Origin of the sequence: Allofournierella sp. (assembly GCF_017889395.1) — a bacterium.
Lineage (GTDB): Bacteria > Bacillota > Clostridia > Oscillospirales > Ruminococcaceae > Allofournierella.
On sequence record NZ_JAGHKE010000020.1, the window covers coordinates 1 to 22,872 of the forward strand.

Annotated in this window: 22 protein-coding genes; 18 read left to right on the top strand and 4 right to left on the bottom strand. The window is 62.8% G+C overall.

Going from position 1 to position 22,872, the window contains the following annotated elements; genetic code table 11:
• Positions 1–100 precede the first annotated feature (100 nt).
• The 13 genes from malQ (at position 101) to J7G73_RS03825 (ending at position 12,676) form a co-directional block, all read left to right on the top strand.
• Positions 101–1,570, top strand: a complete 1,470-nt coding sequence (gene malQ / locus J7G73_RS03765) for a 4-alpha-glucanotransferase (protein ID WP_291245285.1) — start codon at positions 101–103, stop codon at positions 1,568–1,570.
• A 169-nt stretch (positions 1,571–1,739) separates the two neighbouring features.
• Positions 1,740–2,474: a 1-acyl-sn-glycerol-3-phosphate acyltransferase gene (locus tag J7G73_RS03770; RefSeq protein WP_087294836.1), complete on the top strand. Its 735-nt coding sequence runs from the start codon at positions 1,740–1,742 to the stop codon at positions 2,472–2,474.
• Between the two features lie 4 nt (positions 2,475–2,478).
• Positions 2,479–3,249 carry a hypothetical protein gene (locus J7G73_RS03775; RefSeq protein WP_087294834.1) on the top strand — a complete coding sequence of 257 codons (771 nt, stop codon included), beginning with the start codon at positions 2,479–2,481 and terminating at the stop codon, positions 3,247–3,249.
• A complete protein-coding gene (locus J7G73_RS03780; RefSeq protein WP_291245286.1) occupies positions 3,246–3,419 on the top strand; it encodes a hypothetical protein in 174 nt (57 codons plus the stop codon). Before J7G73_RS03775 ends, J7G73_RS03780 begins: the two co-directional genes overlap by 4 nt.
• Positions 3,420–3,527: 108 nt before the next feature.
• Positions 3,528–4,592 (top strand): prephenate dehydratase domain-containing protein, encoded by a 1,065-nt coding sequence (locus J7G73_RS03785; RefSeq protein ID WP_291245287.1) that lies wholly within the window; start codon positions 3,528–3,530, stop codon positions 4,590–4,592.
• A 29-nt stretch (positions 4,593–4,621) separates the two neighbouring features.
• Positions 4,622–5,644: a 3-dehydroquinate synthase family protein gene (locus J7G73_RS03790; protein WP_291245288.1), complete on the top strand. Its 1,023-nt coding sequence runs from the start codon at positions 4,622–4,624 to the stop codon at positions 5,642–5,644.
• A 4-nt stretch (positions 5,645–5,648) separates the two neighbouring features.
• Positions 5,649–6,782, top strand: a complete 1,134-nt coding sequence (gene aroC / locus J7G73_RS03795) for a chorismate synthase (protein ID WP_291245289.1) — start codon at positions 5,649–5,651, stop codon at positions 6,780–6,782.
• Positions 6,767–8,035: a shikimate kinase gene (locus tag J7G73_RS03800; RefSeq protein ID WP_291245290.1), complete on the top strand. Its 1,269-nt coding sequence runs from the start codon at positions 6,767–6,769 to the stop codon at positions 8,033–8,035. The genes aroC and J7G73_RS03800 overlap by 16 nt, the downstream gene beginning before the upstream one ends.
• Entirely contained in the window at positions 8,001–8,444 is a 444-nt protein-coding gene (gene aroQ, locus J7G73_RS03805; protein ID WP_087294823.1) for a type II 3-dehydroquinate dehydratase, read from the top strand. The genes J7G73_RS03800 and aroQ overlap by 35 nt, the downstream gene beginning before the upstream one ends.
• Positions 8,445–8,490: 46 nt before the next feature.
• A complete protein-coding gene (aroF, locus tag J7G73_RS03810; RefSeq protein ID WP_087294821.1) occupies positions 8,491–9,522 on the top strand; it encodes a 3-deoxy-7-phosphoheptulonate synthase in 1,032 nt (343 codons plus the stop codon).
• 24 nt (positions 9,523–9,546) lie between these two features.
• Entirely contained in the window at positions 9,547–10,821 is a 1,275-nt protein-coding gene (gene aroA, locus J7G73_RS03815) for a 3-phosphoshikimate 1-carboxyvinyltransferase (RefSeq protein WP_291245291.1), read from the top strand.
• Positions 10,814–11,680: a prephenate dehydrogenase gene (locus tag J7G73_RS03820; RefSeq protein WP_291245292.1), complete on the top strand. Its 867-nt coding sequence runs from the start codon at positions 10,814–10,816 to the stop codon at positions 11,678–11,680. The genes aroA and J7G73_RS03820 overlap by 8 nt, the downstream gene beginning before the upstream one ends.
• A 3-nt stretch (positions 11,681–11,683) precedes the next feature.
• Positions 11,684–12,676: a WYL domain-containing protein gene (locus J7G73_RS03825; RefSeq protein WP_291245293.1), complete on the top strand. Its 993-nt coding sequence runs from the start codon at positions 11,684–11,686 to the stop codon at positions 12,674–12,676.
• An 80-nt stretch (positions 12,677–12,756) separates the two neighbouring features.
• Here J7G73_RS03825 and J7G73_RS03830 read toward each other — a convergent pair whose 3' ends face one another.
• Genes J7G73_RS03830 through J7G73_RS03840 form a run of 3 tightly spaced genes read right to left on the bottom strand, consistent with a single transcriptional unit; the run spans position 12,757 to position 15,901 of the window.
• Entirely contained in the window at positions 12,757–13,605 is an 849-nt protein-coding gene (locus J7G73_RS03830) for a creatininase family protein (RefSeq protein WP_367113941.1), read from the bottom strand.
• Positions 13,606–13,625: 20 nt separating this feature from the next.
• The gene (locus J7G73_RS03835) at positions 13,626–14,486 is read right to left on the bottom strand and encodes an amidohydrolase family protein (RefSeq protein ID WP_291245294.1); all 861 of its coding nucleotides are present in this window, start codon (positions 14,484–14,486) and stop codon (positions 13,626–13,628) included.
• 26 nt (positions 14,487–14,512) lie between these two features.
• Complete coding sequence (locus J7G73_RS03840) at positions 14,513–15,901, bottom strand: MFS transporter (RefSeq protein WP_291245295.1); 1,389 nt, start codon at positions 15,899–15,901, stop codon at positions 14,513–14,515.
• A 192-nt stretch (positions 15,902–16,093) separates the two neighbouring features.
• On the opposite strand from J7G73_RS03840, the gene J7G73_RS03845 reads away from it, so the two are divergent.
• From J7G73_RS03845 to J7G73_RS03865, 5 genes are all read left to right on the top strand, one after another.
• Positions 16,094–17,065 carry an AraC family transcriptional regulator gene (locus J7G73_RS03845; protein WP_143424707.1) on the top strand — a complete coding sequence of 324 codons (972 nt, stop codon included), beginning with the start codon at positions 16,094–16,096 and terminating at the stop codon, positions 17,063–17,065.
• Between the two features lie 293 nt (positions 17,066–17,358).
• The gene (locus tag J7G73_RS03850) at positions 17,359–18,525 is read left to right on the top strand and encodes an efflux RND transporter periplasmic adaptor subunit (protein WP_291245296.1); all 1,167 of its coding nucleotides are present in this window, start codon (positions 17,359–17,361) and stop codon (positions 18,523–18,525) included.
• A complete protein-coding gene (locus J7G73_RS03855; RefSeq protein ID WP_291245297.1) occupies positions 18,522–19,235 on the top strand; it encodes an ABC transporter ATP-binding protein in 714 nt (237 codons plus the stop codon). Before J7G73_RS03850 ends, J7G73_RS03855 begins: the two co-directional genes overlap by 4 nt.
• Positions 19,232–20,506: an ABC transporter permease gene (locus tag J7G73_RS03860; protein WP_291245298.1), complete on the top strand. Its 1,275-nt coding sequence runs from the start codon at positions 19,232–19,234 to the stop codon at positions 20,504–20,506. Before J7G73_RS03855 ends, J7G73_RS03860 begins: the two co-directional genes overlap by 4 nt.
• A gap of 106 nt (positions 20,507–20,612) precedes the next feature.
• A complete protein-coding gene (locus tag J7G73_RS03865) occupies positions 20,613–21,356 on the top strand; it encodes a nitroreductase family protein (protein ID WP_291245299.1) in 744 nt (247 codons plus the stop codon).
• An 83-nt stretch (positions 21,357–21,439) separates the two neighbouring features.
• On the opposite strand, the gene J7G73_RS03870 is transcribed toward J7G73_RS03865, so the two are convergent.
• Positions 21,440–22,819, bottom strand: a complete 1,380-nt coding sequence (locus J7G73_RS03870; RefSeq protein WP_291245300.1) for a D-alanyl-D-alanine carboxypeptidase family protein — start codon at positions 22,817–22,819, stop codon at positions 21,440–21,442.
• Between the last annotated feature and the right edge of the window lie 53 nt (positions 22,820–22,872).

A 22,872-nucleotide genomic window follows, 5' to 3' on the forward strand; every position in this document is an offset into this window, starting at 1 on the left:
AGCCAGTTGCTCCTCTTATTGTAGCTTAGGCACGAGATGGAGGGAAAGCCGAACTGGCTGCCCGGTTTTCCTGTCCAAATTTATTGTAATAGGAGCGATCGTGTTGAAGCGTGCAAGCGGTATCCTGCTGCCGGTTTCCAGCCTGCCGGGCCCCTGGGGCATCGGCACACTGGGCGAAGAGGCCCGGCGGTTTGTGGATTTTCTTGCCGCCGCGGGCCAGACCTACTGGCAGATCCTGCCGGTGGGCCCTACCGGCTACGGCGACAGCCCCTACCAGAGCTTTTCCGCCTTTGCGGCGAATCCCTATTTCATCGACCCGGGCATCCTCATCTGGCAGGGCCTGCTCACCGAAGCGGAGGCCGAAGCGGACTGGGGCGAGGACCCGGCCCGGGTGGACTACGGCGCACTGTATGCCAGCCGTCACACTCTGCTGCAAAAGGCAGCGGACCGGCTGCCGGACGACGATGAGGACTTTGCCGCCTGGCAGCAGGAGCAGAGCGCCTGGCTGGAGGACTATGCCCTCTTCATGGCGCTGAAAGAAGAAAACGACCAGCAGAGCTGGTACCACTGGCCGGACGAGGTGCGGCTGCGCCGCCCCGACGCGCTGGCAAAGGCCCGGCAGCGGCTGGCCGGCCGGGTGGATTACTGGCGGAAGATCCAGTATCTGTTCTATCGTCAGTGGGATGAACTGCTGGCGTATGCCCATCAGAAGGGCGTGCAGATCATCGGCGATATTCCCATCTACGTTTCGCCGGACTCCTCGGATATCTGGGCTGCGCCCGAGTTGTTCCAGACCGACGGGGACCGGCGGCTCACCCGGGTGGCGGGCTGCCCGCCGGACGCCTTCGCCGCGGACGGCCAGCTCTGGGGCAATCCGCTCTATGACTGGCCGTATCACAAGGCCACCGGCTATGCCTGGTGGCTGCGCCGGCTGCGTCATGCGCTTACCATCTACGATGTGGTGCGCATCGACCACTTCCGGGGCTTTGAGAGCTATTATTCCATTCCGGCACAGGACACCACCGCCCAGAACGGCAGTTGGCAGCCCGGCCCGGGCATGGATTTTATCGGGGCCATCCACGCAGCCATGCCCGGCGCCCAGATCATCGCCGAGGATCTGGGCTATCTGACCCCCCAGGTGAAGGAACTGCTGGAGGGCAGCGGCTACCCGGGTATGAAGGTGCTGCAATTTGCCTTCGACCGGCGGGAGGCCGGGGACTATCTGCCCCACAACTACCTGCAGAACTCGGTGGTCTACACCGGCACCCACGACAATACCACCACCGCCGCCTGGGAAACCGAAGCCCATCCGGAGGATGTGGCCCGGGCGCGGGCCTATCTGCACGCGGTAGACGAGCCGCTGGTGGAGAGCTTTATCCGGGCGGCGCTGGCCAGCGTGAGCAATACCGCCATCGTACCCATGCAGGACTGGCTGGGCCTGGGCGGCGAGGCGCGGATGAACGTGCCCAGCCGCCCCTGGGGAAACTGGCAGTGGCGGGTGGGGCAAAGCGCCCTCACCCCGCAGCTGGCCGGGCGCATTGCGGCCCTCACCGAGCTGTATGGCCGGTAAACTGGAAAAACATCCAATATTCTTCCAAACGCCTCTCCGTCCGGAGAGGCGTTTTGTGATGTTTGTGCAAAGAATGGGGTGGCGCGCTTTTTCTTTTGGGCCAGTTATGGTACAATAAGCGGTAATGACGCGGCCCGGCGGGCTGCCCGAAACTGCAAGGAGAACTGCTATGCGCACCATTGTTTGGTTTATTTATTTCTGGTTGTATCTGCTCTTCAAGCTGCCCCTTCTTCGACGGGGCCTGAAGGCTCTGGAGGCGGGCGACTGGGCCACCGCCGACGCACTGGCCGACCGCTGGGTGCCGGACTGGGCGGGCAAGCTGCTGCGGCTGGCCGGGGTCACCGTCACCGTCACCGGCAAGGAGAACATCCCCGAAGGCCGGCCCTGCGTCTTCGTGGGCAACCACCGCAGCTATTACGATATCCCGCTGGTGCTCACCCAGCTGGACAAGCCCCATGCTCTGGTCTCGAAAAAAGAAGTGGCAAAGATCCCTCTGGTGCGGGGCTGGATGCGGCTTCTGCACTGCGTCTTCCTGGACCGGGAGGACCCCCGCAAGGCCATGGAGGCGCTGAATGAGGCCATCGCCAACGTGAAAAAGGGTTATTCCGTGATCATCTTCCCGGAGGGCACCCGCAACAAGGGCGAGGAGGGTAGCCTGCTGGAATTCAAGGGCGGAGCCTTCCGCATCGCCACCAAGACCGGCGCACCGCTGGTGCCCCTGGCCATCCACAACAGCCGGGACATCATGGAGAACAACGGCGGCTGGATGAAGCCCACCCATGTGACCATCCAGATCCTGCCCGCCATTGAAATCGGTGCAATGACCCGGGAGCAGCTGAAGGAGCTGCCCCAGCAGGCCGCCGCCCTGATCGGTGCGGCCCTGAATGACAAAATGGAGGCGTAAAGCGATGGCAAGTGCACGTTATACCCTGAACATCGACCCGGAGGATATGAAGCCGGACGAACCCATTGAATACACCAAAAAGCAGAAGGTGGCCAACTGGTGGCACTACAACTGGAAGATTCTGGCGGTGGTGGCGGTGCTGGCGGCGATTGTGATCTATTATGTCTGGGGAGCAGTCACCACCGTTCATCCGGACGAGCAGATTGCGCTGGTCAGTCCGCAGGCATTGCCCACCGAGCTGCAGGAGTCGCTGGAGCAGGCGCTGGCCGGTGTGGTGGAGGACGCCAACGGCGACGGTCAGAAGCTGGCCCAGATTCGCGCCTATCAGGTGAGCATGAAGGAGCCGGATACCAGCGGCAGCACCTCCCAGGATGTGGGCGCGGCCATGAATGATGTGACCGATACCTACGTTCAGATGGCCCAGTCCACTGTGCTCACCGCGGACCTTGCCGCCGGCGATGCATATATCTTCCTGCTGGACGAGCCCGAGGACTTCCAGAATGCCTACCGCGTGCTGGCCCGGGCGGACGGCACCGTGCCCGATGAGGAGGCCCCGCTGGACGGTGTGGAATGGTACAACTGGAGCGACTGCCCGGTGCTGGCGTCGCTGGACCTGGGTGAATATACCACCATAACGGGCGAAAAGTTATCCGGCCAGGAATACATGAGCCGCTTTGTGGTGGCTCACCGGAGCAATGCCGAGGATGAGGAGGGAGAGCTGGCCGCAGCCGATGCCCTGTTTGATACCCTCACCGCCGGAGCAACCGCCCGATGAAAAGGCTGTGGGCCCGGCTGACCGGCCGGCTTGCGGGCCAAAAGAAGACGGCTCCCCCGCCCCGTCCTCCGCTGGAAAACCCCTACCGGCGGTTTTACACCAGCGAGCGCAGCTTTGAGGAGCTGGCCCGCCGGGCCCGGGAGCGGCAGAAGGACCCGCCCAAGGGCTGAGAAAGGGCGAAAAAAGCCGAACCGGACCGAAAAAAGCGCCGGGAGCGGTTGTGCCGCGGCCCGGTCTATGGTATACTTTATCACATTAATGCGGCAGGAGGGCGTTGCATGGAACCGGAACAGAGCATCACACAATCCGCTGAGGAGCTGGATCGCCAGCTGGCCCGGCTGTTTTGCCGCCGGATGGAGCTGGCGGCTCTTGAGGCCCGGGAGCAGGGTAAGGCACAGCCGGTCTTTGGCAGCGACGCGCCAAACCCGGAACTGCTGGCCGAGGCGGTCAAAGAGGACCCGGCGCTGGAGAAGTATTACCGGGCCTTCTGGCAGACCGGGCGGCAGCTGGCCGCCCAGTATCAGATGGAGGTGCTGGGCCGCAGCCTGGTGGCCTACCAGGGCGTGGAGGGCGCGTTTTCCCATATCGCACTGCGGCGGCTGTTCCCCAAGGCGGGGGCAAAAAGCTACCCCACCTGGGCGGCGGTGTTCGATGCGGTGCAGAGCGGTGAGGCGGCCTATGGTGTGCTGCCCTTTGAAAACAGCAACGCGGGGGATGTGTCCGCCGTGCTGGATCTCTGCTTTGCCTATCCGGAGCTGCACGTGTGCAAGGTCTACGACCTGCCGGTGCGCCAGAACCTGCTGGCCCTGCCCGGGGCAAGGCTGGCGGACATCCGCCGGGTGGTCAGCCACCCCCAGGCCATTGCCCAGAGCGCCCGGTTTTTGAACAGCCTGGGCCTTGCCTCCTCCGAGTGCCTGAACACCGCGGTGGCGGCCAAGCAGGTGGCCGAGAGCGGCGATCTGACCCTGGCGGCCATCGCCAGCGCCGAGACCGCCGAGCTTTACGGCCTGCAGGTGCTGGCGGCGGGCATCAACTCGGACGGCGACAACACCACCCGATTTATCGTGATTACCCGGGAAAAGCCCACCGGCGGCGACCGGTTCAGCCTGCTGTTCACGGTGGATCACAAGGCCGGGCAGCTGGCCCGGGTGATCCAGGCCATCGGCGCGGCCGGGTTCAATATGGAATGCATCAAAAGCCGGCCAATGCCCGGCGTACCCTTTGAATACTATTTTTACGTGGAACTGGAAGGCCAGCCCGGCGAGCAGGCGAGCAAGACCCTGCTGGAGGCGCTGGGGCAGATTTGCAACACACTGCGGGTATTGGGGGTCTACACAAAATGAGCAACGAGCAGACAAGGAGTACCAACGGAATGAAACTGACCATGCGGCTGGGCGAGCGCAGCTACGACATTATCCTGAAGCGCGGCGCGCTGCACAACCTGGGCCTTCTGGCCAATCTGAACCGGAGGGTACTCATTGTGACCGACAGCGGCGTGCCCGCCGAATACGCCGAGATCGTGCGCGCCCAGTGCCGGGAGGGCCACATTGAAACCGTGCCCCAGGGCGAAGGCAGCAAGTGCCTGAAGGTATACGAGAAACTGCTGTGCCGGATGCTGGAGCTGGGCTTTGATCGGGGCGACCTGGTGGTGGCCGTGGGCGGCGGCGTTGTGGGTGATCTGGCGGGCTTTGTGGCCGCCACCTACATGCGCGGCGTGGATTTCATCAACTGCCCCACCACCACCCTCTCCCAGATCGACTCCTCCATCGGCGGCAAGGTAGCCGTGGACCTGGGCGCGGCGAAAAACATTGTGGGCGCCTTCTGGCAGCCCCGTCTGGTGGTAGTGGACCCGGATACCCTGTCCACCCTGCCCCGCCGCCACTTCGTCAACGGTCTGGCCGAGGCGGTGAAGATGAGCCTGACCAGCGACGCCGAGCTGTTCGAGATGTTTGAAAAGCTGGATGTGGACGCAGAGATCGAGACCATCATCTACCGCAGCCTGCTGATCAAAAAGCAGGTGGTGGAAAAAGACGAGACCGAAAAGGGCATGCGGGCCATCCTGAACCTGGGCCACACCCTGGGCCACGGCATCGAGGCGGTGAAGGGCATCACCGGCCGCCGGACCAATGGCCTGTACCACGGCGAGTGCGTGGCGCTGGGCCTGCTGCCCATGATTGAGGACCGGCAGCTGGTCAAGCGGGTGCGGGCGGTCTACCGCAAGCTGGGCCTGCCTGCCCGTGCCGCCTACAACAAAGAAAAGGTGTGGACCTATATGCTCCACGACAAAAAATTCCGCGACGGGCGCATCACGGTGGTGAAGGTGCCCGGCCTGGGCTGCTGGCGGCTGGATAAGCTGGATGCGGACGGGCTGAACGCGATCCTGATGGGGAAGTGATTGGGTGAAAAACACATACGGCAGCGCGTTGGCGCTGACCATCTTCGGCGAGAGCCACGGCGCGGCCATCGGCGCGGTGCTGGACGGCTTGGCCGCGGGTGTGCCGGTGGATGAGGAATTCATCGCCGCCCAGATGGAAAAACGGCGGGCGAAAAAGGGCGGCCTGTCCACCAGCCGCATCGAGGCGGACAAGGTGCGCTTTCTGAGCGGCGTGTACAACGGCCGCACCACCGGCACCGCCATCACCATGGTGATCGAGAACACCAACACCCGCTCGGGTGATTACGCCAAGACCCTGGGCCTGTGCCGCCCGGGCCATGCGGATTATACCGCCCATGTGAAATACGGCGGCTTTGAGGACTTCCGGGGCGGCGGGCATTTTTCCGGCCGCATCACCGCCGCACTGTGCGCGGCGGGTGCGCTGTGCCAGAGCATGCTGCTGGCCAAGGGCATCCGGGTGGCCACCCACGCGGCGCGCATCGCGGGCGTGGAGGACGACCCCTTTGCTCTGGAGGAAGAGAAGCTGAACGCCCAGCTGGAGGCGCTGGACGGCTGCACCGGCCTGCCGGTGCTGAGCGAGGCCGCGGGCGAAGCCATGCAGCAGGCCATCCGGGCTGCCGCCTCCGAGGGCGACAGCGTGGGCGGCGTGTTGGAAACGGCGGTCACCGGCCTGCCCGCGGGCGCGGGCGAGCCGTTTTTTGACAGCGTGGAAAGCCAGCTGGCCCACCTGCTGTTCAGCATTCCCGCGGTGAAGGGCGTGGAGTTCGGCGCAGGCTTTGCCATGGCCGGGCTGCGAGGCAGCCAGGCCAACGACCCGATGACCGTGAAGGACGGCCGGGTCATTACCACGACCAACAACAACGGCGGCATCAACGGCGGAATCACCAACGGCATGCCCCTGGTGGTGCGCACCGCCGTCAAACCCACCCCCAGCATCTATAAGCCCCAGCAGACGGTGGACATGAGCACCCTGCAGCCCGCTGAGCTGCAGATTCAGGGCCGTCACGACCCCTGCATCGCCCACCGGGCCGCCATTGTGCAGACGGCGGCGGTGGCCTTCGGGCTGGCGGACCTGCTCACCCAGCGCTGGGGCCCGCTGTGGCAGGCAGAGGAGGAAGCACCATGGAATACGGACTGATTGGCGCAAAGCTGGGCCACAGCTACTCCAAGGCCATCCACGAGGCACTGTGCGGTTACCGTTATGAGCTGTGCAGCCTGCCCACCGAGCAGCAGGCCCGGGAATTTTTGCAGAAAAAGGCCTTCAAGGCCATCAATGTGACCATCCCTTATAAACAGCTGGTCATCCCCTACTGCGCCTGGCTGGAGCCTCGGGCCAAGGCCATCGGCGCGGTGAATACGGTGGTGAACCGGGACGGTATCCTCCACGGCTACAACACCGACTACGACGGCTTTTTGTACCTGGCCAACCAGCACGGGGTGGATTTCAAGGGCAAAAGTGTGCTGATTCTGGGCACCGGCGGCACCAGCCGCACCGTACATGCGGTGGCGAAGGACCAGGGCGCGGCGGAGATTCTGTTTGCCAGCCGCACCGGAAAGGACGGCGCGCTCACTTACGAGCAGGCCCAGGCCCAGAGCCAGGTGCAGATTCTCATCAACACCAGCCCGGCGGGCATGTACCCGAATGCGGGCGAGTGCCACATCCAGCCCGCGGGCCTGCCCCGGCTGGAGGCGGTTCTGGATGTGGTCTACAACCCCTTCAAAACCGAGCTGATTCTGCGGGCCGAGGAGGCAGGCATCCCCTGCGCCAGCGGCCTGGAAATGCTGGTGGCCCAGGCGCTGTACGCGGCCCGGCAGTTCACCGGGCGGCGCATCCCCTCGTCGAAGATTCAGCCCATCGTGCGCTGCATCCGGGCCCAGCGGCTGAACATCTGCCTGGTGGGCATGCCCAGCTGCGGCAAGACCACCATCGGCCGGCAGCTGGCCAAGGCCCTGAACCGGCCCTTTGTGGACCTGGACGCCGAGATCGAAAAGGCGGCGGGCAAGACCATCCCCCAGATCTTTGAGGAACGGGGCGAGGATGGCTTCCGCGCCCTGGAGACCGAGACCGCGGCCCATTTCGGCATGGGCAGCGGCCAGATCATCAGCTGCGGCGGTGGCGTGGTCAAGCGGCCGGAAAACGTGCGGGCGCTGCACCAGAACGGCGTGATTGTGTTCATCGACCGGCCGGTGGAGCTGCTGAAGGTGGGCGGAAACCGCCCCCTCTCCACCAGCATGGAGGGACTGAAACAGATGGAGGCCGAGCGCCGGCCCCTCTATGAGGCGGCAGCGGACCTTTGCGTGAAAAACAGCGGCGAGCCCTTCAGCAGGGCCACAAAGGCCGCGCAGGAGGCATTGTATGAAGCTTTTGGTATTGAACGGGCCGAATCTTAATCTGCTGGGCGTGCGGGAACCGGGCCTGTACGGCACGGTGGACTACCAGGGCCTGCTGGAGCTGATTCAGAAAAAATGCGACGAGCTGGGCGTGGAGGTGCGCTTTTACCAGTCCAACCACGAGGGCGATCTGGTGGACGCCATCCAGGAGGCCCGCTTTGACTGCGACGGCATCGTCATCAACCCGGGTGCCTACACCCACACCAGCGTGGCCATTCTGGACGCGCTGAAGGCGGTGGCACTGCCCGCGGCGGAGGTGCACATCACCGATGTGACCAAGCGGGAGCCCTTCCGCCAGATCAGCTACGCTGGCATGGCCTGCCAAGGCCATTTCATCGGCCAGGGCCTGCAGGGCTACCTGAACGCGGTGGATTTTCTCATCGAGACCGTTCAGAAAAACAAGCAATAACCAGCCACAGGAAAATAAGACATAGGGAAAGGGAAAGAAACAGCGTATGATTATCTCCACCAAACGCGGCACTCCTCAGGAGGAGCTGCAGAAGATCATTTCCGAATTCGAGAGCCAGGGTCTGGAGGTCACTCTGATCCGCGGTACCGACTACAACGTGTTCGGTCTGGTGGGCGACACCACCAAGATCAACGAGAAGGTCGTTGCTGCCAACCCCTGGGTGGACAGTGTGACCCGTGTGTCCGCTCCCTACAAGAAGGCCAACCGCCTGTTCCACGAGGCCGACACCATCGTGGATGTGAACGGCATCAAGATCGGCGGCAATGAGCCGCTGGTGGTCATCGGCGGCCCCTGCAGCGTGGAGGGCGACGAGTCCACCATGAAGATCGCGCAGGCCGTGAAGGCGGCGGGCGGCTGCATGCTGCGCGGCGGCGCCTACAAGCCCCGCACCTCCCCCTACGCCTTCCAGGGCCTGGGCACCGAGGGCATCCTGGCCATGGTGAAGGCCCGCGAGGCCACCGGCCTGCCCATCGTGAGCGAGCTGATGAGCGAGGATAAGATCGACGAATTCGAGGAATACGTGGACGTGGTGCAGATCGGCGCCCGCAACATGCAGAACTTCCAGCTGCTGAAGGCGGTGGGCAAGATGAAAAAGCCGGTTCTGCTCAAGCGCGGCCTTGCCAACACCATCGAGGAGTGGATCATGAGCGCCGAGTACATCATGGCCGGCGGCAACGAGAACGTGATCTTCTGCGAGCGTGGCATTCGCACCTTCGAGAAGTACACCCGCAACACCCTGGATCTTTCCGTGGTGCCCATCATCAAGCAGAAAACTCATCTGCCCATCATCATCGACCCCAGCCACGCCACCGGCGACTGGCGTCTGGTGGAGAGCATGAGCCGGGCCGCCGTGGCCGCCGGTGCCGACGGCCTGATCATCGAGGTACACACCGATCCCGAGCACGCCTGGAGCGACGGCGCCCAGACCCTCAAGCCGGACAAGTTCCGCGAGACCATCGACCAGTGCCGCCAGATCGCCCAGGTGCTGGGCCGGGGCGTGCGTCAGCCCCTTGACTGAGCAGACCCAAAAGGAGGAACTCCCATGATCGCCCATATCCAAGCCCCGGCCGCCATCGGCGGCCGGATCACCGCGCCGCCCTCCAAGAGCATGGCCCACCGGGCGGTGCTCTGTGCTGCGCTGGCCCGGGGAACCTCCCGGGTGGAGAACCTGGAATTCAGCCAGGACGTGGACGCCACCCTCACCGCCGCCGCCCGGCTGGGCGCGCAGGTGGAGCGGGGCGAAGGCTGGGCGCAGATCACCGGCAGCGGCAGCGTGGCCTGCCCGGACGGCCCGGTGGACTGCTGCGAGAGCGGCAGCACCCTGCGCTTTCTGATCCCGGTGTTCAGCCTGTGCGGCCAGCGGGTGGAATTTTCCGGCCGGGGACGGCTGCTGCAGCGGCCCATGGGCGTATACGAGAAGCTGTTCCGGGAACAGGGCCTGGAATTTGACCAGAGCGAAGGAGGCCTTGCCATCCGCGGGCCTCTCGCCTCCGGCGACTACACCATTCCGGGGGATGTGTCCAGCCAGTTCATCAGCGGGCTGCTGTTTGCCCTGCCCCTGCTGCAGGGAGACAGCACCCTCACCATCACCCCGCCCTTCGAGAGCCGCAGCTATGTGGAGCTGACGCTGGCTGCCCTGCGGGATTTCGGCGTGCAGGTGGACTGGGCGGATGAGAGCCGGATGAAGCTGCTGATCCCCGGCGGCCAGTGCGGCCGCGGCCGGGACTACCGGGTGGAGGGCGACTACAGCCAGGCGGCCTTCTTCGCTGTACTGGGCGCAGTGCTGGGCGGCATCACCATTGAGGACCTGCGCCCGGACTCTTTGCAGGGTGACGGGGCCATTCTGCCCATTCTGGAGCGCTGCGGCGCCCGCTTTGTACGGGATGGCAGCAGCGTGACCTTTGAAAAGGCTGCCCTCTCCGGAACGATTATCGACCTGGCCGACTGCCCGGACCTGGGCCCCATCCTGATGACGCTGGCCCTCTTCTGCGAAGGAGAAACCAAAATCATCAACGCCGGGCGGCTGCGCATCAAGGAAAGCGACCGAATCGCCGCCATGGAAGAGGAGCTGCGCAAATTCGGCGCGGACATTGAAAGCACTCAGGACACCGTGACCATCCGCCCGGCGGCGCTGCACGCCCCGGCGGAGCTGGACAGCCACAACGACCACCGGGTGGTGATGAGTCTTGCCATGGCGGGCCTCTGCGCCGGGGTGCCGGTGACCATCCGGGACGCGGGCGCGGTGGCCAAGAGCTGGCCGGACTTTTTCCGGGTACTGGAGCGCGCGGGCGCGCAGATCGAGGTGCGGGATGAATAAGAACGACCGTTTTCTCATTGTGGGCCTGGGCCTGCTGGGCGGCAGTTATGCCCGGGGCCTGACCCGTGCGGGGTTCGGGGAGGTTTACGCCATCGACACGAACCCCGAAGCCATCCGGTTTGCCCAGGATAAGGGCTACATCCGGGATGGCGCAACCGAAAATTTTGAAGAACTGGTGCGTGCGGCGGACCGGGTGATCTTTGCCCTCTACCCCACCGCGCTGGAAGGCTGGGTGGCCCGGTACGGGGCGCTGCTGCGCCCGGGCTGCCTCTGCACCGATGTGTCCGGCGTGAAGGCGGGCCTGGTGGAGACCGTGCAGGCGACTCTGCCCGAAGGGGTGGAGTTTATCGCCAGTCACCCCATGGCGGGCAAGGAGGTCAGCGGCGTGGAGAATGCCCATCTGGTGGACTTCTCCCCCGCCAATTTCCTCATTACACCCACCGAGCGCAACACCCCCGAGGGGGTGGAGTTTGCCCGGCAGCTGGGCCAGGCGCTGGGCTTTGCCCACATCCGGGTGCTCAGCTGCGCCGAGCATGACCGGATGATCGGCTACGTGAGCCAGCTCACCCATGCCATCGCGGTGAGCCTGATGTGTGCGCCGGGGGCTGAGCGGTTTGCTGAGTACACCGGCGATTCCTTCCGAGACCTGACCCGCATCGCCCGCATCAACGAGACCATGTGGGCCGAACTGTTTTTGTGGAACCGGGAAAACCTGATCGACGAGATCGACGGCTTCACCGCCCGGCTGCAGGCCCTGAAGGGCTATCTGCAACAGGGGGACCGGGCCGCGCTGGAGGAGATGTTCCGCCAGTCCACCCGGGCCAGGGCCGCCTTTGACAAGAAGGAAAAGGAGGAGTGAGGCATGCCTCGCAGCGAAGGTCAGAAGGGCAAGCTGGTATGGCTGCTGCGCATTCTTGCCCGCCACACCGATGAAGAACATTTGATCAACGTGCCCCGCATTCTGGAGCTGCTGGCTGCCGAGGGGGTAGCAGCCGAGCGCAAAAGCGTCTACGACGACATTGCCACCCTGCGGGCTTTGGGCTACGACATCGTGCAGCACCGGGGCCGGGGCGGCGGCTACTATCTGGCCAGCCGACCCTTTCAGCTGCCTGAGCTGAAGCTGTTGGCCGACTCGGTGCAGGCCTCCCGCTTCATCACCCGCAAAAAGAGCGATCAGCTGATCCGCGCACTGAGCCAGTTTGCCAGCCAGTGGGAGGCAAGCGAGCTGCAGCGACAGGTGTTCGCCTCCAGCCGGGTGAAGAGCATGAACGAGAGCATCTATTACAACGTGGACGCGCTGCACCGGGCCATCGCCTCGGACCGGCAGGTCCGTTTTGTGTACCAGGAGTGGAACCTGGACAAAAAGAAGGTGGCCCGCCGGGGCGGCGGGGCTTATCAGGTAAGCCCCTGGGCCCTGCTCTGGGAGGAGGAGAACTACTACCTGGTGGCCTTCGAAGAGGGCAAGGGCATGCGCCACTACCGGGTGGACAAGATGACCTCCATCACCACGCTGGACCAGCCCCGCCTGGGCCGGGAGGAGTTTGACCCCCAGAAGATGCGCGACTACGCAAAGCCCATGTTCGGCATGTTCGGCGGCCCGGTGAGCCGGGTGGAGCTGCGGTGCGACAACAGCGTCATCGGACCCATGCTGGACCGGTTCGGCACCGGCGTGACCATCCTGCCCCAGCCGGACGGCTGGTTCACGCTGTATGCGGACGTGGTGGTCAGCCCGCCCTTCTTCGGCTGGCTGTGCGGCTTCGGCGGCCGGGTGGAGCTGATCTCCCCCGCGGCGGCCCGCGACCAGCTGCGCCAGACGCTGGAGACCATTTCTGCTGCCTATCAGACCGGAAAATAAGGATAACGATACTGCAAACGCCCCCGGCACAGGCTGCTCTGTGCCGGGGGCGTTTTGGAAATATGGGAAGAGAGAAATGCTCAGGAGTCGCTGCTGACCGCGCCTGCGTAAGGCACCCAGGGGAATTTTTTCGCAACCTCGATGTTGTAGGCTTCCAGATTCCGCATCTGATCCACCACATGGGGCATGTCCATGCGGGACACCAGCGCCTGGATGAGCTCGCGGCCCTCGTCGGCCAACGCGGCGCGCACGGCTTCGTCCGGGATGGCAGGGGTGCTCATGTGATCCTTGTGGTCCTCGAAGCAGTAGCCGATGGAGGCGCTCTGGTAAGCCAGGGCGAAAATGTCGTTGAAGGGCGCGCAGCTCTGGGGGTCGTTGTGATGGTACTCGGTGGTCAGGGGCACATCGCTCAGCCGGCCCATCATGTCATAGGCACCCACCGTGATGGCGTGGAAGCTGTCCATGGATTTGAACAGATCCCGGGCGCTCTGCATCATCTGCATGGTCAGGTCCATGTACAGGATGGGCACACCGGTCTCGTCGAAGAAATCCCGCACCATGGGGCTGCAGGTCATGTGCGCCGGGCCGTGGAAGCTGATGTAGATCTGCCGCTTGAAGCCCTGACGCAGCAGGCTGCGGGCAATGGCGCCCAGATAGTCGATGCCCTGACGGATGCTGACCTGTACGGTGCCCCGCCCGGAGGCGGTGGCGCCGGCGTAGAAGTAGGGCAGGCCGGTGAGCACCAGGCCGTCGCAGGCCTCGGCCATTTTCAGAGCAAAGGCCTCGCTGATAACGGTCTCGCTGTCCAGAGGCAGACCGCCGTGCAATTCAACGGTTCCGACAGGGACGATGATGATGTCGTTTCGGGTAAGATATTCCTCCACCTCGCTGTTGAGCATGCGGGGCAGAATACGGGTACGCAGGTTCATGGGGGTCTCCTTTCCTGTGGTTACAAGCCGTAGATACGGTGAGCGTTTTCACGGCAGATGTTTTCATAGGCGGTACGGCTCAGGCGCCCTTCGGCGTACCGGTCATCCAGCCAGGCCCCCAGCGGGAATACCATCTCGGTGTTGACCATATCGGTGGCAAAGAACAACCGGTCCGAGTATGTTTCCAGAAACGCCAGCCCGAAATCGGGATCGCGCATGATGGCACATCCGGCACTGTTGGCACTCAAATCGCCGTACAGATTGGGGTAGGCTTCGAACAGCGCGGGCACCCGGCCGCCGGGAGTTACCGGACCCTTGCCCCAGGCGTTGCGCCCCTCGGGATCGGTGGGGGCGTCGCCGCTGATCTCGGCCCAGAAGGGCTGGCTGTGACCCACAAAAAGGGTCTGAGGGAATTCGCGCAGCGTCTGTTCCAGAAGAGGCAGGCCGGGGTCATCCACCACGCCGTAGCCAAACCCCACCTGGGGGCTCATGTGGAAGGTGACCGGCAGGCCCAGTTCTCCGGCCACGGCAAAAATTTCACGCAGGAAGGGATCGTCAAGAGGGCGGTTGATCATCAGCTCACCGATGCCCACAGCCCCCTGCTCCTTGTACCGGGCCAGCCGCTGGCGGATGGTTTCCGGCTCTGCGGGGTCCAGGTTGCACATCCAGGCATAGCGGCCGGGATTTTCGGCGCAGATACGGCGATTGCTTTCATTGCTGCCCAGGGGACTGGCCTGCTCCCCGGCAGACATCAGCACGGCTTTTTCGATGCCCAGCTCCTTCAGGTGAGGAACCATCTCGGCACCGGTGCTCACGAACATCGTGTCGGTGCGGGGTACAGGCTCAGGTACACAATGCAGATGAAGATCGATTTTTTTCATAACATTCCCTCCTGCGTGGGCTGAATTCAGTCTGCGGAATTCCGGGCGCGGCGCTCGGCCAGTTCGGTGTACATCTGGTTGGTGGTCTTTTTATCCAGGTTGAAGATCAGGCCGATGCCGATAAGCTCCAGAATGCAGGTGACTACGGGTACGGCGTTGACCAGGTAGTAGATGTTGTTCACGGTGGCAGCACTCTGCACCACATTGGTGCCGGAAATATATCCGATGGCGGCCAGAGCCGAGGCGGCGCCGGTGGAGGCGATGGTGCTGCCGATCTTGCGGCTGAAGGTGTACAGGCTGTACATGCTGCCGTCGCTGCGGATGTTCAGCTTCCACTCGCTGTAGTCCAGGCAGTCGGTGACCAGCGCCCAGATCAGCATGGTGAAGGCGGTTTGGCCGATCATGGCCAGCACATAAACAACGGTGTAAGCCCACACGTTTTCAATCTGCACAAACAGCTTGAAGGCGCTGAGAACCAGGCAGTAGGCGCTCATAACCAGAATAACGTTGCGCTTGCCGAAGCGGTTGACCAGACGGGGCACCAGGGGGAAGCAGATGGCAATGATGACGATATTGGCCAGACTGGAAACCGTCATGACGCTGGTGTTCTGGTAGAATTCCTTGTAAATGTAGCTGTTCAGCTGGCTGCTGCCGGTGATGAACAGCATGCTGCCGATGGTGGCCACCATAACGCCGATCAGCGGGCGGTTATGCAGGGCGGCCTTCAGCACTTCGCCGTAGTTGAATTTGGCGGCGGGGCCTTTGGGCGCTTCGTGCACGCGCTCCTGGGTGAAATGCAGCAGTCCCATGTAGCACAGGATGCTGCCCACGCCAAAGATGACGGCCAGCAGGGTGAAGCGCTCGGGGATGATGTTGGAGTTGGCGTCAAAGCAGATCACCGGCACGAAGGACAGTGCGCCGATGCCCACCACGGTGCCGCCGATGCTGCGGGCGCGGGACAGGCGGCTGCGGTGGAGGGGGTCGGTGGAAACCACGCTGGCCATGGCGCCGAAGGGCATGCTGGTGCCGGTGTAGGACATACCGTACAGCACGTACACAAAGGCTACCCAGGGATGCAGCGCGATGCCCTCAAAGGGAACATTGGCAAAGCACAGCACGCCGGACAGTGCCAGAGGGAGCATGAAGATCTTGATCCAGGGCTTGAACTTGTCGACCGTTTTGCCGATGTGCCAGCGGTCGGGGAAAGAGCCCATGATGGGGTCGTTGATGGCATCCCACAGGCGGGCCGCAAGGAACAGCCCGGCCATCCAGGCGGGGCTGATGCCCAGCACATAGGTGCAGAAGGTCAGGAAATAGGCATCTACAAACAGGTTGACAAAGCTGCCGGCCATATCGCCAAAAACGTACCCCAGCTCATCGCGGAAGCCAAAGGGGCGTACCGGTTTGGTTTTCATTTGCAATTCTCCTTACACAATCAATTCCGAAGTCTCGGAAAACCGGTGGTACCAATTCCGCTTTTCCCTTCTACAGATAGCATACACCGGTGAAAGCGCAAAGAAAATTGCTATTGCGTCAAAAAACATTGCAAATCTGATAAATGCATGATATGATGTTGATAAAATTCACAAAGAATGTAGGCGGTTTTTGTGGAACTTTTCGTTTTGAAGAATGCCCTGGCTCAAATGGCGCTTGAGCCCTTCAGGAAGAACCCACCCAGCCTGGACGAAGTGCAGGAGTATCTGCGGCAGAACGGGGCCAAGGTGGAAAACCTTTATCAAGAGCTTGAAATGGCATCCCGCTTTGTGGATACCCACCGGGACATCAGCTACACCAAGGATGTGGTACGGCTGCACAGCCACACCTTTTATGAGCTGCTCTACTGCTGCAGCGGTAACCTGCAATACCTTCTTGGGGTGGATCGCTATCAGCTGCGCCGGGGCGATGTGGTTATAATCCCCCCGGGCATCAGCCACCGGCCGCTGTTTCTGGAGCAGCTGGCCGAGCCCTATGAGCGGTACGTGCTATGGTTCAGCCAGGAATTTCTGGATCAGGTGCAGGTGTTCTGTTCCGATCTGGATTTTCGGGGCGGGTACCGCCTGCTGCGCACCGCCGGGACCCCGTGGGAAAGCCTGGGCAACCTGTTTGCCCAGGGCTGCAGGGAAGCCGAGCGCGGCGCCCCGGGCTGGCAGGGGCATGTGTGCGGCAACACGATGCAGCTTCTGGTGGAGCTGCATCGGGCCTGCGGCAAGGGGGAGATGCCCGCGCCCATGGTGGAACAGCATGAGCTGCTGGATGATCTGGTCCAGTATGTGGAGGTCCATCTGGCGGAAAAGATTACTCTGGAGGATACCGCCCGCCGATTCCTGGTCAGCCAGAGCACCATTAGCCAGACATTCCGGCAGAAAATGGGCATCAGCTTTTACCGGTTTGTTACCCAGCGGCGGCTGATCGCCGCCAAGACGGAGATTCTGGCAGGCCGCCAGCTGGAGACGCTGTATGAGACGGTGGGCTTTTCGGACTATTCCACCTTTTACCGGGCGTTCCGGCGGGAATACGGAATCTCCCCTTCGCAATACCGCAAATTGCAGCAGACACAGACGATTCCGCCGGAAGCATAAGGCGGACAATGGGGCAAATGCCGTCCGCAACAAAAGGCGCTGCCCAATCTGACGAAAATCCCTCCGGCTTTGCCGGAGGGATTTTTTATGCAAAAATTTCCCTTTGACTGAAGAACTTCCCGGTCATAACTCGTCTTTACGTTTATAAAGAAAACACCGGGAAAAATTTTGAACGGTTTGCCGGTTGGCGACGAACAAAAGAAGAGAGAGGGCTTTTCGCTGCCCGGAGTTTCACAAAACGGCGGCCCTTTAAGGGCTATTATACACCGGAATGAAAGAGGAGTCGATGAGGGATGAGCAGAATCATATCATTTTTTGGCAGGCATAAAAAGGCGTTGATCGCGCTGGTTGTGCTGGCTGCTGTGGGCGCCTTTGGCTGGGTACGGATGAACCAGGCGGCCGAGGCCGCGCAAAAGGCTGCGGCCCAGCAGGTGCAGACCTTCACGCTGGAGAAGGGCGATCTGAGCCGGACCCTGAGCGTGAGCGGCAGCATCCAGTCCGCCCAGGTGACCGAGGTGGCCGCGGCCCAGACTTACCCGGTGGCTGAGGTGCTGGTGAGCGAGGGCGACGTGGTGAGTGAGGGCGATGTGCTCGCCACACTGGATACCACCGACCTGGACGCCCAGATCAAGGTCCAGCAGGAGGCAGTGGCCGCGGAAAAGCAGCAGAACGAGCTGAGCATCTCCCAGGCCCAGCGCCGCCTGGAGGACGCCCGCAACCAGAAGGCTATTGACGAAGGCGTCACCGCCGACTGGGAGCAGACCGAAAAGGATGCCAAGCTCCGGCAGGACAGCCTTGCCATTGAGGATGCTCAGGACGTACTGGTGAATGCAGTGGCAGCGGCGGATGCCCCCAGCGCGGCGGCCCAGCAGCTGAAGACCCTGCAGAGCGCCAAAAAACAGTGCACCATCACCGCCCCCTGCTCCGGCACCGTCACCCAGGTGAAGGCCGTGGTGGGCGGCGCGGCGGGTGCCATTGCCACCATCGAGAACCAGAGTGCTCTGGAGGCGCTGCTCAGTGTACGAGAGTACGACATCAACCAGCTGGCGGTGGGCCAGAGCGTGACCCTCACCTCCGGCGCGAAGGATGTGTTCCACGGCGCCATCACCTGGATCGCCCCCAAGGCCACCGTAAATGAGAACGGCGAGGCCAGCTATGGAGTGAAGGTTTCGGTGGACGATGCCACCGAGGCGCTGCGGCTGGGCATGACCGCCAAGGCCAAGGTGCTGCTGGAGGAAAAGAAGGGTGTGTTCAGTGTGCCGCTGGACGCAGTGGGCACCGATGAAAACGGCGAGGCGGTGGTTTACCAGAAGAATACCGACGCAGAGGGCAATGTGACCTTCACCCCCATTCCCGTGACCATCGGTATGGAGACCGAGCTGTATGTTGAGGTGAGCGGCGAGGGCCTGATCGAGGGCATGGAGCTGCGCAGCCTGGCCGACCCGGAGGCGATGGCATGAGCGGAGAAAAGAAGCCCATCATCCAGCTGAGGGATATTGTAAAGACCTTTTACATCGGCCAGCCCAACGAGCTGGAGATCTTGCACGGCATCGACCTGGATGTGTACGAGGGCGAGTTCGTGGCCATCGTGGGCGAGTCCGGCAGCGGCAAGTCCACCTTGATGAACATCGTGGGCGCGCTGGATAAGCCCACCCAGGGCAGCTACTGGCTGGACGGCATCGACATGACCGCCGCGAAGGACGGCGAGCTTTCCGCCCTGCGCTGCCGGAAGATCGGCTTTGTGTTCCAGACCTTCAACCTGATCGGTCGTACCAGCGCCTTGAAAAACGTGGAGCTGCCCATGCTGTACAACGGCATCGGCGCGGCGAAGCGCGCAGCCCGGGCAAAAGAACTGTTGGAGCTGGTGGGCATGGAAAAGCGGATGAATCACCAGCCCAACGAGCTTTCCGGCGGCCAGAAGCAGCGGGTGGCCATTGCCCGGGCAATGGCAAACGACCCGGCGGTGCTGCTGGCAGACGAGCCCACCGGTGCGCTGGACTCCGCCACCGGCCGGGTGGTGATGGATCTGTTCCACAAGCTGCACAAGGAGCAGGGCAAGACCATTCTGCTCATCACCCATTCCCGGGAGCTGGCCGCTGAGTGCGAGCGGATCATCACCATCCGGGACGGACGCATTACCGGTGAGGTGAAGGGGGGCATGGCGCAATGATCTGGGAAAACATCAAGCTGGCTTTGGGCGGGCTGCGCAGCAACAAGATGCGGGCGCTGCTTACCATGCTGGGCATTATCATCGGTATCGGGTCGGTGATCGCCATCGTCACCGTGGGCAATTCCCTCACCAGCACGGTAAGTGAGAGCCTGGTGGCCATGGGCGGCAACAACCTGCAGCTGAGTGTGGACCCCCGGCCGGACGAAAACGGCGATTATCCCTACAGCTATAGCTATCAGGAAAGCGACTTGCTCAGCGATGAGATGCTGCAGGCCTATGAGGCGCGGTTTGCCCAGCAGATCAAAGCGGTGGTGCTGACGGAAAGCGGCGGAATGGGCAAGATCCAACAGGGAGCGAACACCGCAAAGGTGAACATCACCGGCGTGAACCAGGGCTATCTCGACGCGGGCAAGTGCGAGCTGGTGGCAGGCCGTGCTCTGAACGAAAAGGATCAGGAGGGCGTGCGCCAGGTGGCGCTGGTGAGCGACGTGCTGGTGGATAACCTGTTCGGCGGCGACGATCAGGCGGCCCTGGGCCAGACCATCGAGGTGACGGAATCCGGCGGTGCGGTGCATGAGCTTGCCATCGTGGGCGTGTATGCCTACCAGACCATGAGCCCGCTGCTGGGCGGCAGTGCCACCGTGAACAAAAACACCACCACCGACCTGTATCTGCCCCTCACCACTCTGCACGAGATGAACGGCATCGCCGGCGGCAGCTATTTCTGGTGTGAGGTGGTGCCCGCCGCCGGAGTGGATGCGGATGCCTTCCAGCAGCGCAGTGAGCGGTTCTTCGAGGAAGGCTACTACAAAAACAACGAGCAGTTTCTGGTTACCGTGTACAACCTGCAGAATGAGATGAGCTCCATCACCAGCGTGCTGGACACCATCTCGTTGGCCATCGGGGTGATCGCGGGCATCAGCCTGCTGGTGGGCGGCATCGGTGTGATGAACATCATGCTGGTGAGCATCACCGAGCGCACCCGGGAGATCGGCGTGCGCAAGGCGCTGGGCGCCACCAACGGGGCCATCCGTACCCAGTTCATCGTGGAGTCGGTGGTCATCTGTCTGGTGGGCGGCGCATTGGGCATTCTGGTGGGCTTCGGTCTGGGCAGCCTGGGGGCCTCCCTCATCGGCGCGCCCGCCCGGGTGGACCTGGGCACCGTGCTGGTGGCGGTGGGCTTCTCCATGGCCATCGGCGTGTTCTTCGGCTATTACCCGGCCAACAAGGCCGCCAAGCTGGACCCCATCGAGGCTCTGCGCTACGAGTAAAAAGAAAAAACACCCGGATGACATCCGGGTGTTTTTTGTGTGGGAACGTGCTATAATCAGAAAAAAGCAGGGCCGAACCGGCCCGCTGCAAAAAGGAGGCACCCCCATGAATCCCACTCAACAAGCCATTCAGGACCGCAAGAGCGTGCGCGTCTTTCTGGATCAGCCCGTTACCTCTGCCATGAAGGAGCAGCTGCTGGAGGCAGCGTTCCAGGCGCCCACCGCAGGCTGTCAGCAGCTGTATACCATTTTGGATATCACCGCCCCGGAGCGCAAGGCCCGGCTGGCCGACCTGTGCGACCATCAGCCCTTCATCGCCACCGCCCCGGTGGTGCTGGTTTTCCTGGCAGATTGCGCCCGCTGGCCGCAGGTCTATCAGGAGGCGGGATGCCAGCCTCGTCCCGCCGGTGCGGGTGATCTGTTTCTGGCGGTGGCGGATGCCTGTATCGCCGCCCAGAACGTGGTGGTGGCCGCCCAGAGCCTGGGGCTGGGCAGCTGCTACATCGGTGATATTCTGGAGAACTGCGAGCAGGTGCGCCAGGAGCTGGCCCTGCCTGCCCAGGTGGTTCCGGCGGCCATGCTGGTGATCGGCTGGCCCACCCGCCAACAGCAGCAGCGCAAAAAGCCCGCCCGCTTTGCCCGCAATTACATCGTGGCGGAAAATCAGTATCCCGCCTTCACCGGCGCGCAGCACCGGCAGGCGCTGGAGGACCGGGCCGCCCGGGGCGGCAACGGGACCTTTGATTTCGATCAGTGGGTCAAGGCCTTTGAGCAGCGCAAATACGGCAGCGATTTCTCCCGGGAGATGAGCCGCAGCGCCGCAGAATACCTGAAGGATTTTTTGAAGTAAAACGGCAAAATGCCCGGATTCGATCATTCATCGAATCCGGGCGTTTTTGTCTGCGTTTCCTTTTATTAAGAGGAAACGTTTATTTATTGGTTTTGCGGCGGCTTGTTCCGAGACGGCGCCACACGGATGGCTTTGCGCCTGCGGCGTACTGCCGCCCGGCGGGAGAGCACGCGAACCAGCAGCACCAGCGCGATCAGAAGAATGCACACCAGCGCGGCCAGCAGCGGCAGCCAGGGGCGAAGCAGGTCCCCGGTATAGAGCCAGAAGCTGCGCTGGTAATCCTGCAGGGCAACCAGCTCGGTGAAACCGACGATTTCGCCGTTCACCTGCACAGTCAGTTGGCCCAACACCTGCCCGGCTTGTACCGGAGCATCCAGGGAATCGACAACGGTCTCGATCTGAATCTCCGGCGCGTTGGAACCGGTTCCGGCCAGCACCACCAGCGGGTCCCTGGCGTACAGGCCCACGGTGTCGCTTTCCGCGCACCAGCGCAGCGGAAGCTGAACTTCCGGGGTCTCGGTATTTACGGCGGCGGTGGGGGCCAGAGTCTCCAGCGCCCAGTCATACAGGTTGGCCGTGGTGTGGAAGGCGTAGTTCACACCGTCCTCGGCCAGGCCGTCCTGCGCGCCCATCACCACCAGCAGCCAGCTTGCCCCGCCCTGCTGCGCGCCGGACACAAAGCACCGGCCCGCCTCATCGGTAAAGCCGGTCTTCATGCCCCGGATGTAGTCCCGGTACAGGGGGGAATCCGGGTTTTGCATCACCACAGTGCTGCGGATCTGATAGCTTTTGCTCTCCGGCGCGCCGACGTCCGCCTTGGTGTGGAGTTCGGTCAGGGGCATCCAGTAGTCGGTGGAGCACATGACCTCCATCAGCGTTTCATTCTCCATGCAGGCCCGGGCGATCCGGAACATATCCTGCGCGGTGCTGTAGTTGCCCTGAGCGATGCCGTCCAGCCCGTGGGGGCAGCTGAAATGGGTGCCGGTGCAGCCCAGCTCGGCAGCCCGCTGGTTCATCTGTTCCAGGAATGCGGCTTCGTTTCCATTTCCCAGATACCAGGCAATGGCGCTGGCCGCGTCGTTGCCGCTGGGCAGAAGACAGCCATAGAGCAGGTCCTCCAGCGTTACCGTCTCGCCGCAGAGCAGACCAGCCGTGGTGCCGTAGTTGGCCCGGATCTCATTGAACTCCGGCTGCAGGTCCTGGGGAATGGTGAAGGCCGTGTCCAGGGACTGACCGTTCTCCACCAGAAGCAGCGCGGTCATCAGCTTGGTCAGGCTGGCGGGAGCCCGCTGCTCCTCTTCGTTTTTCGCATAGACCAGAGTCTCGGTGTCCAGTTGATAAAGATACACCGCCTGAGCCTTGTCCGCCGCGCCCTGGGGCGGCTCCCACTGAGCGGCGGCGGGTGTTGCCAGTCCGATGGCCAGCGCCAGCAGCATCACCGCGCACAAAAGTCTGGTTTTCAACCATCTTCCTCCCTTACTGTGGAATTCTTACCAGCGATTATTATACCGGCTTG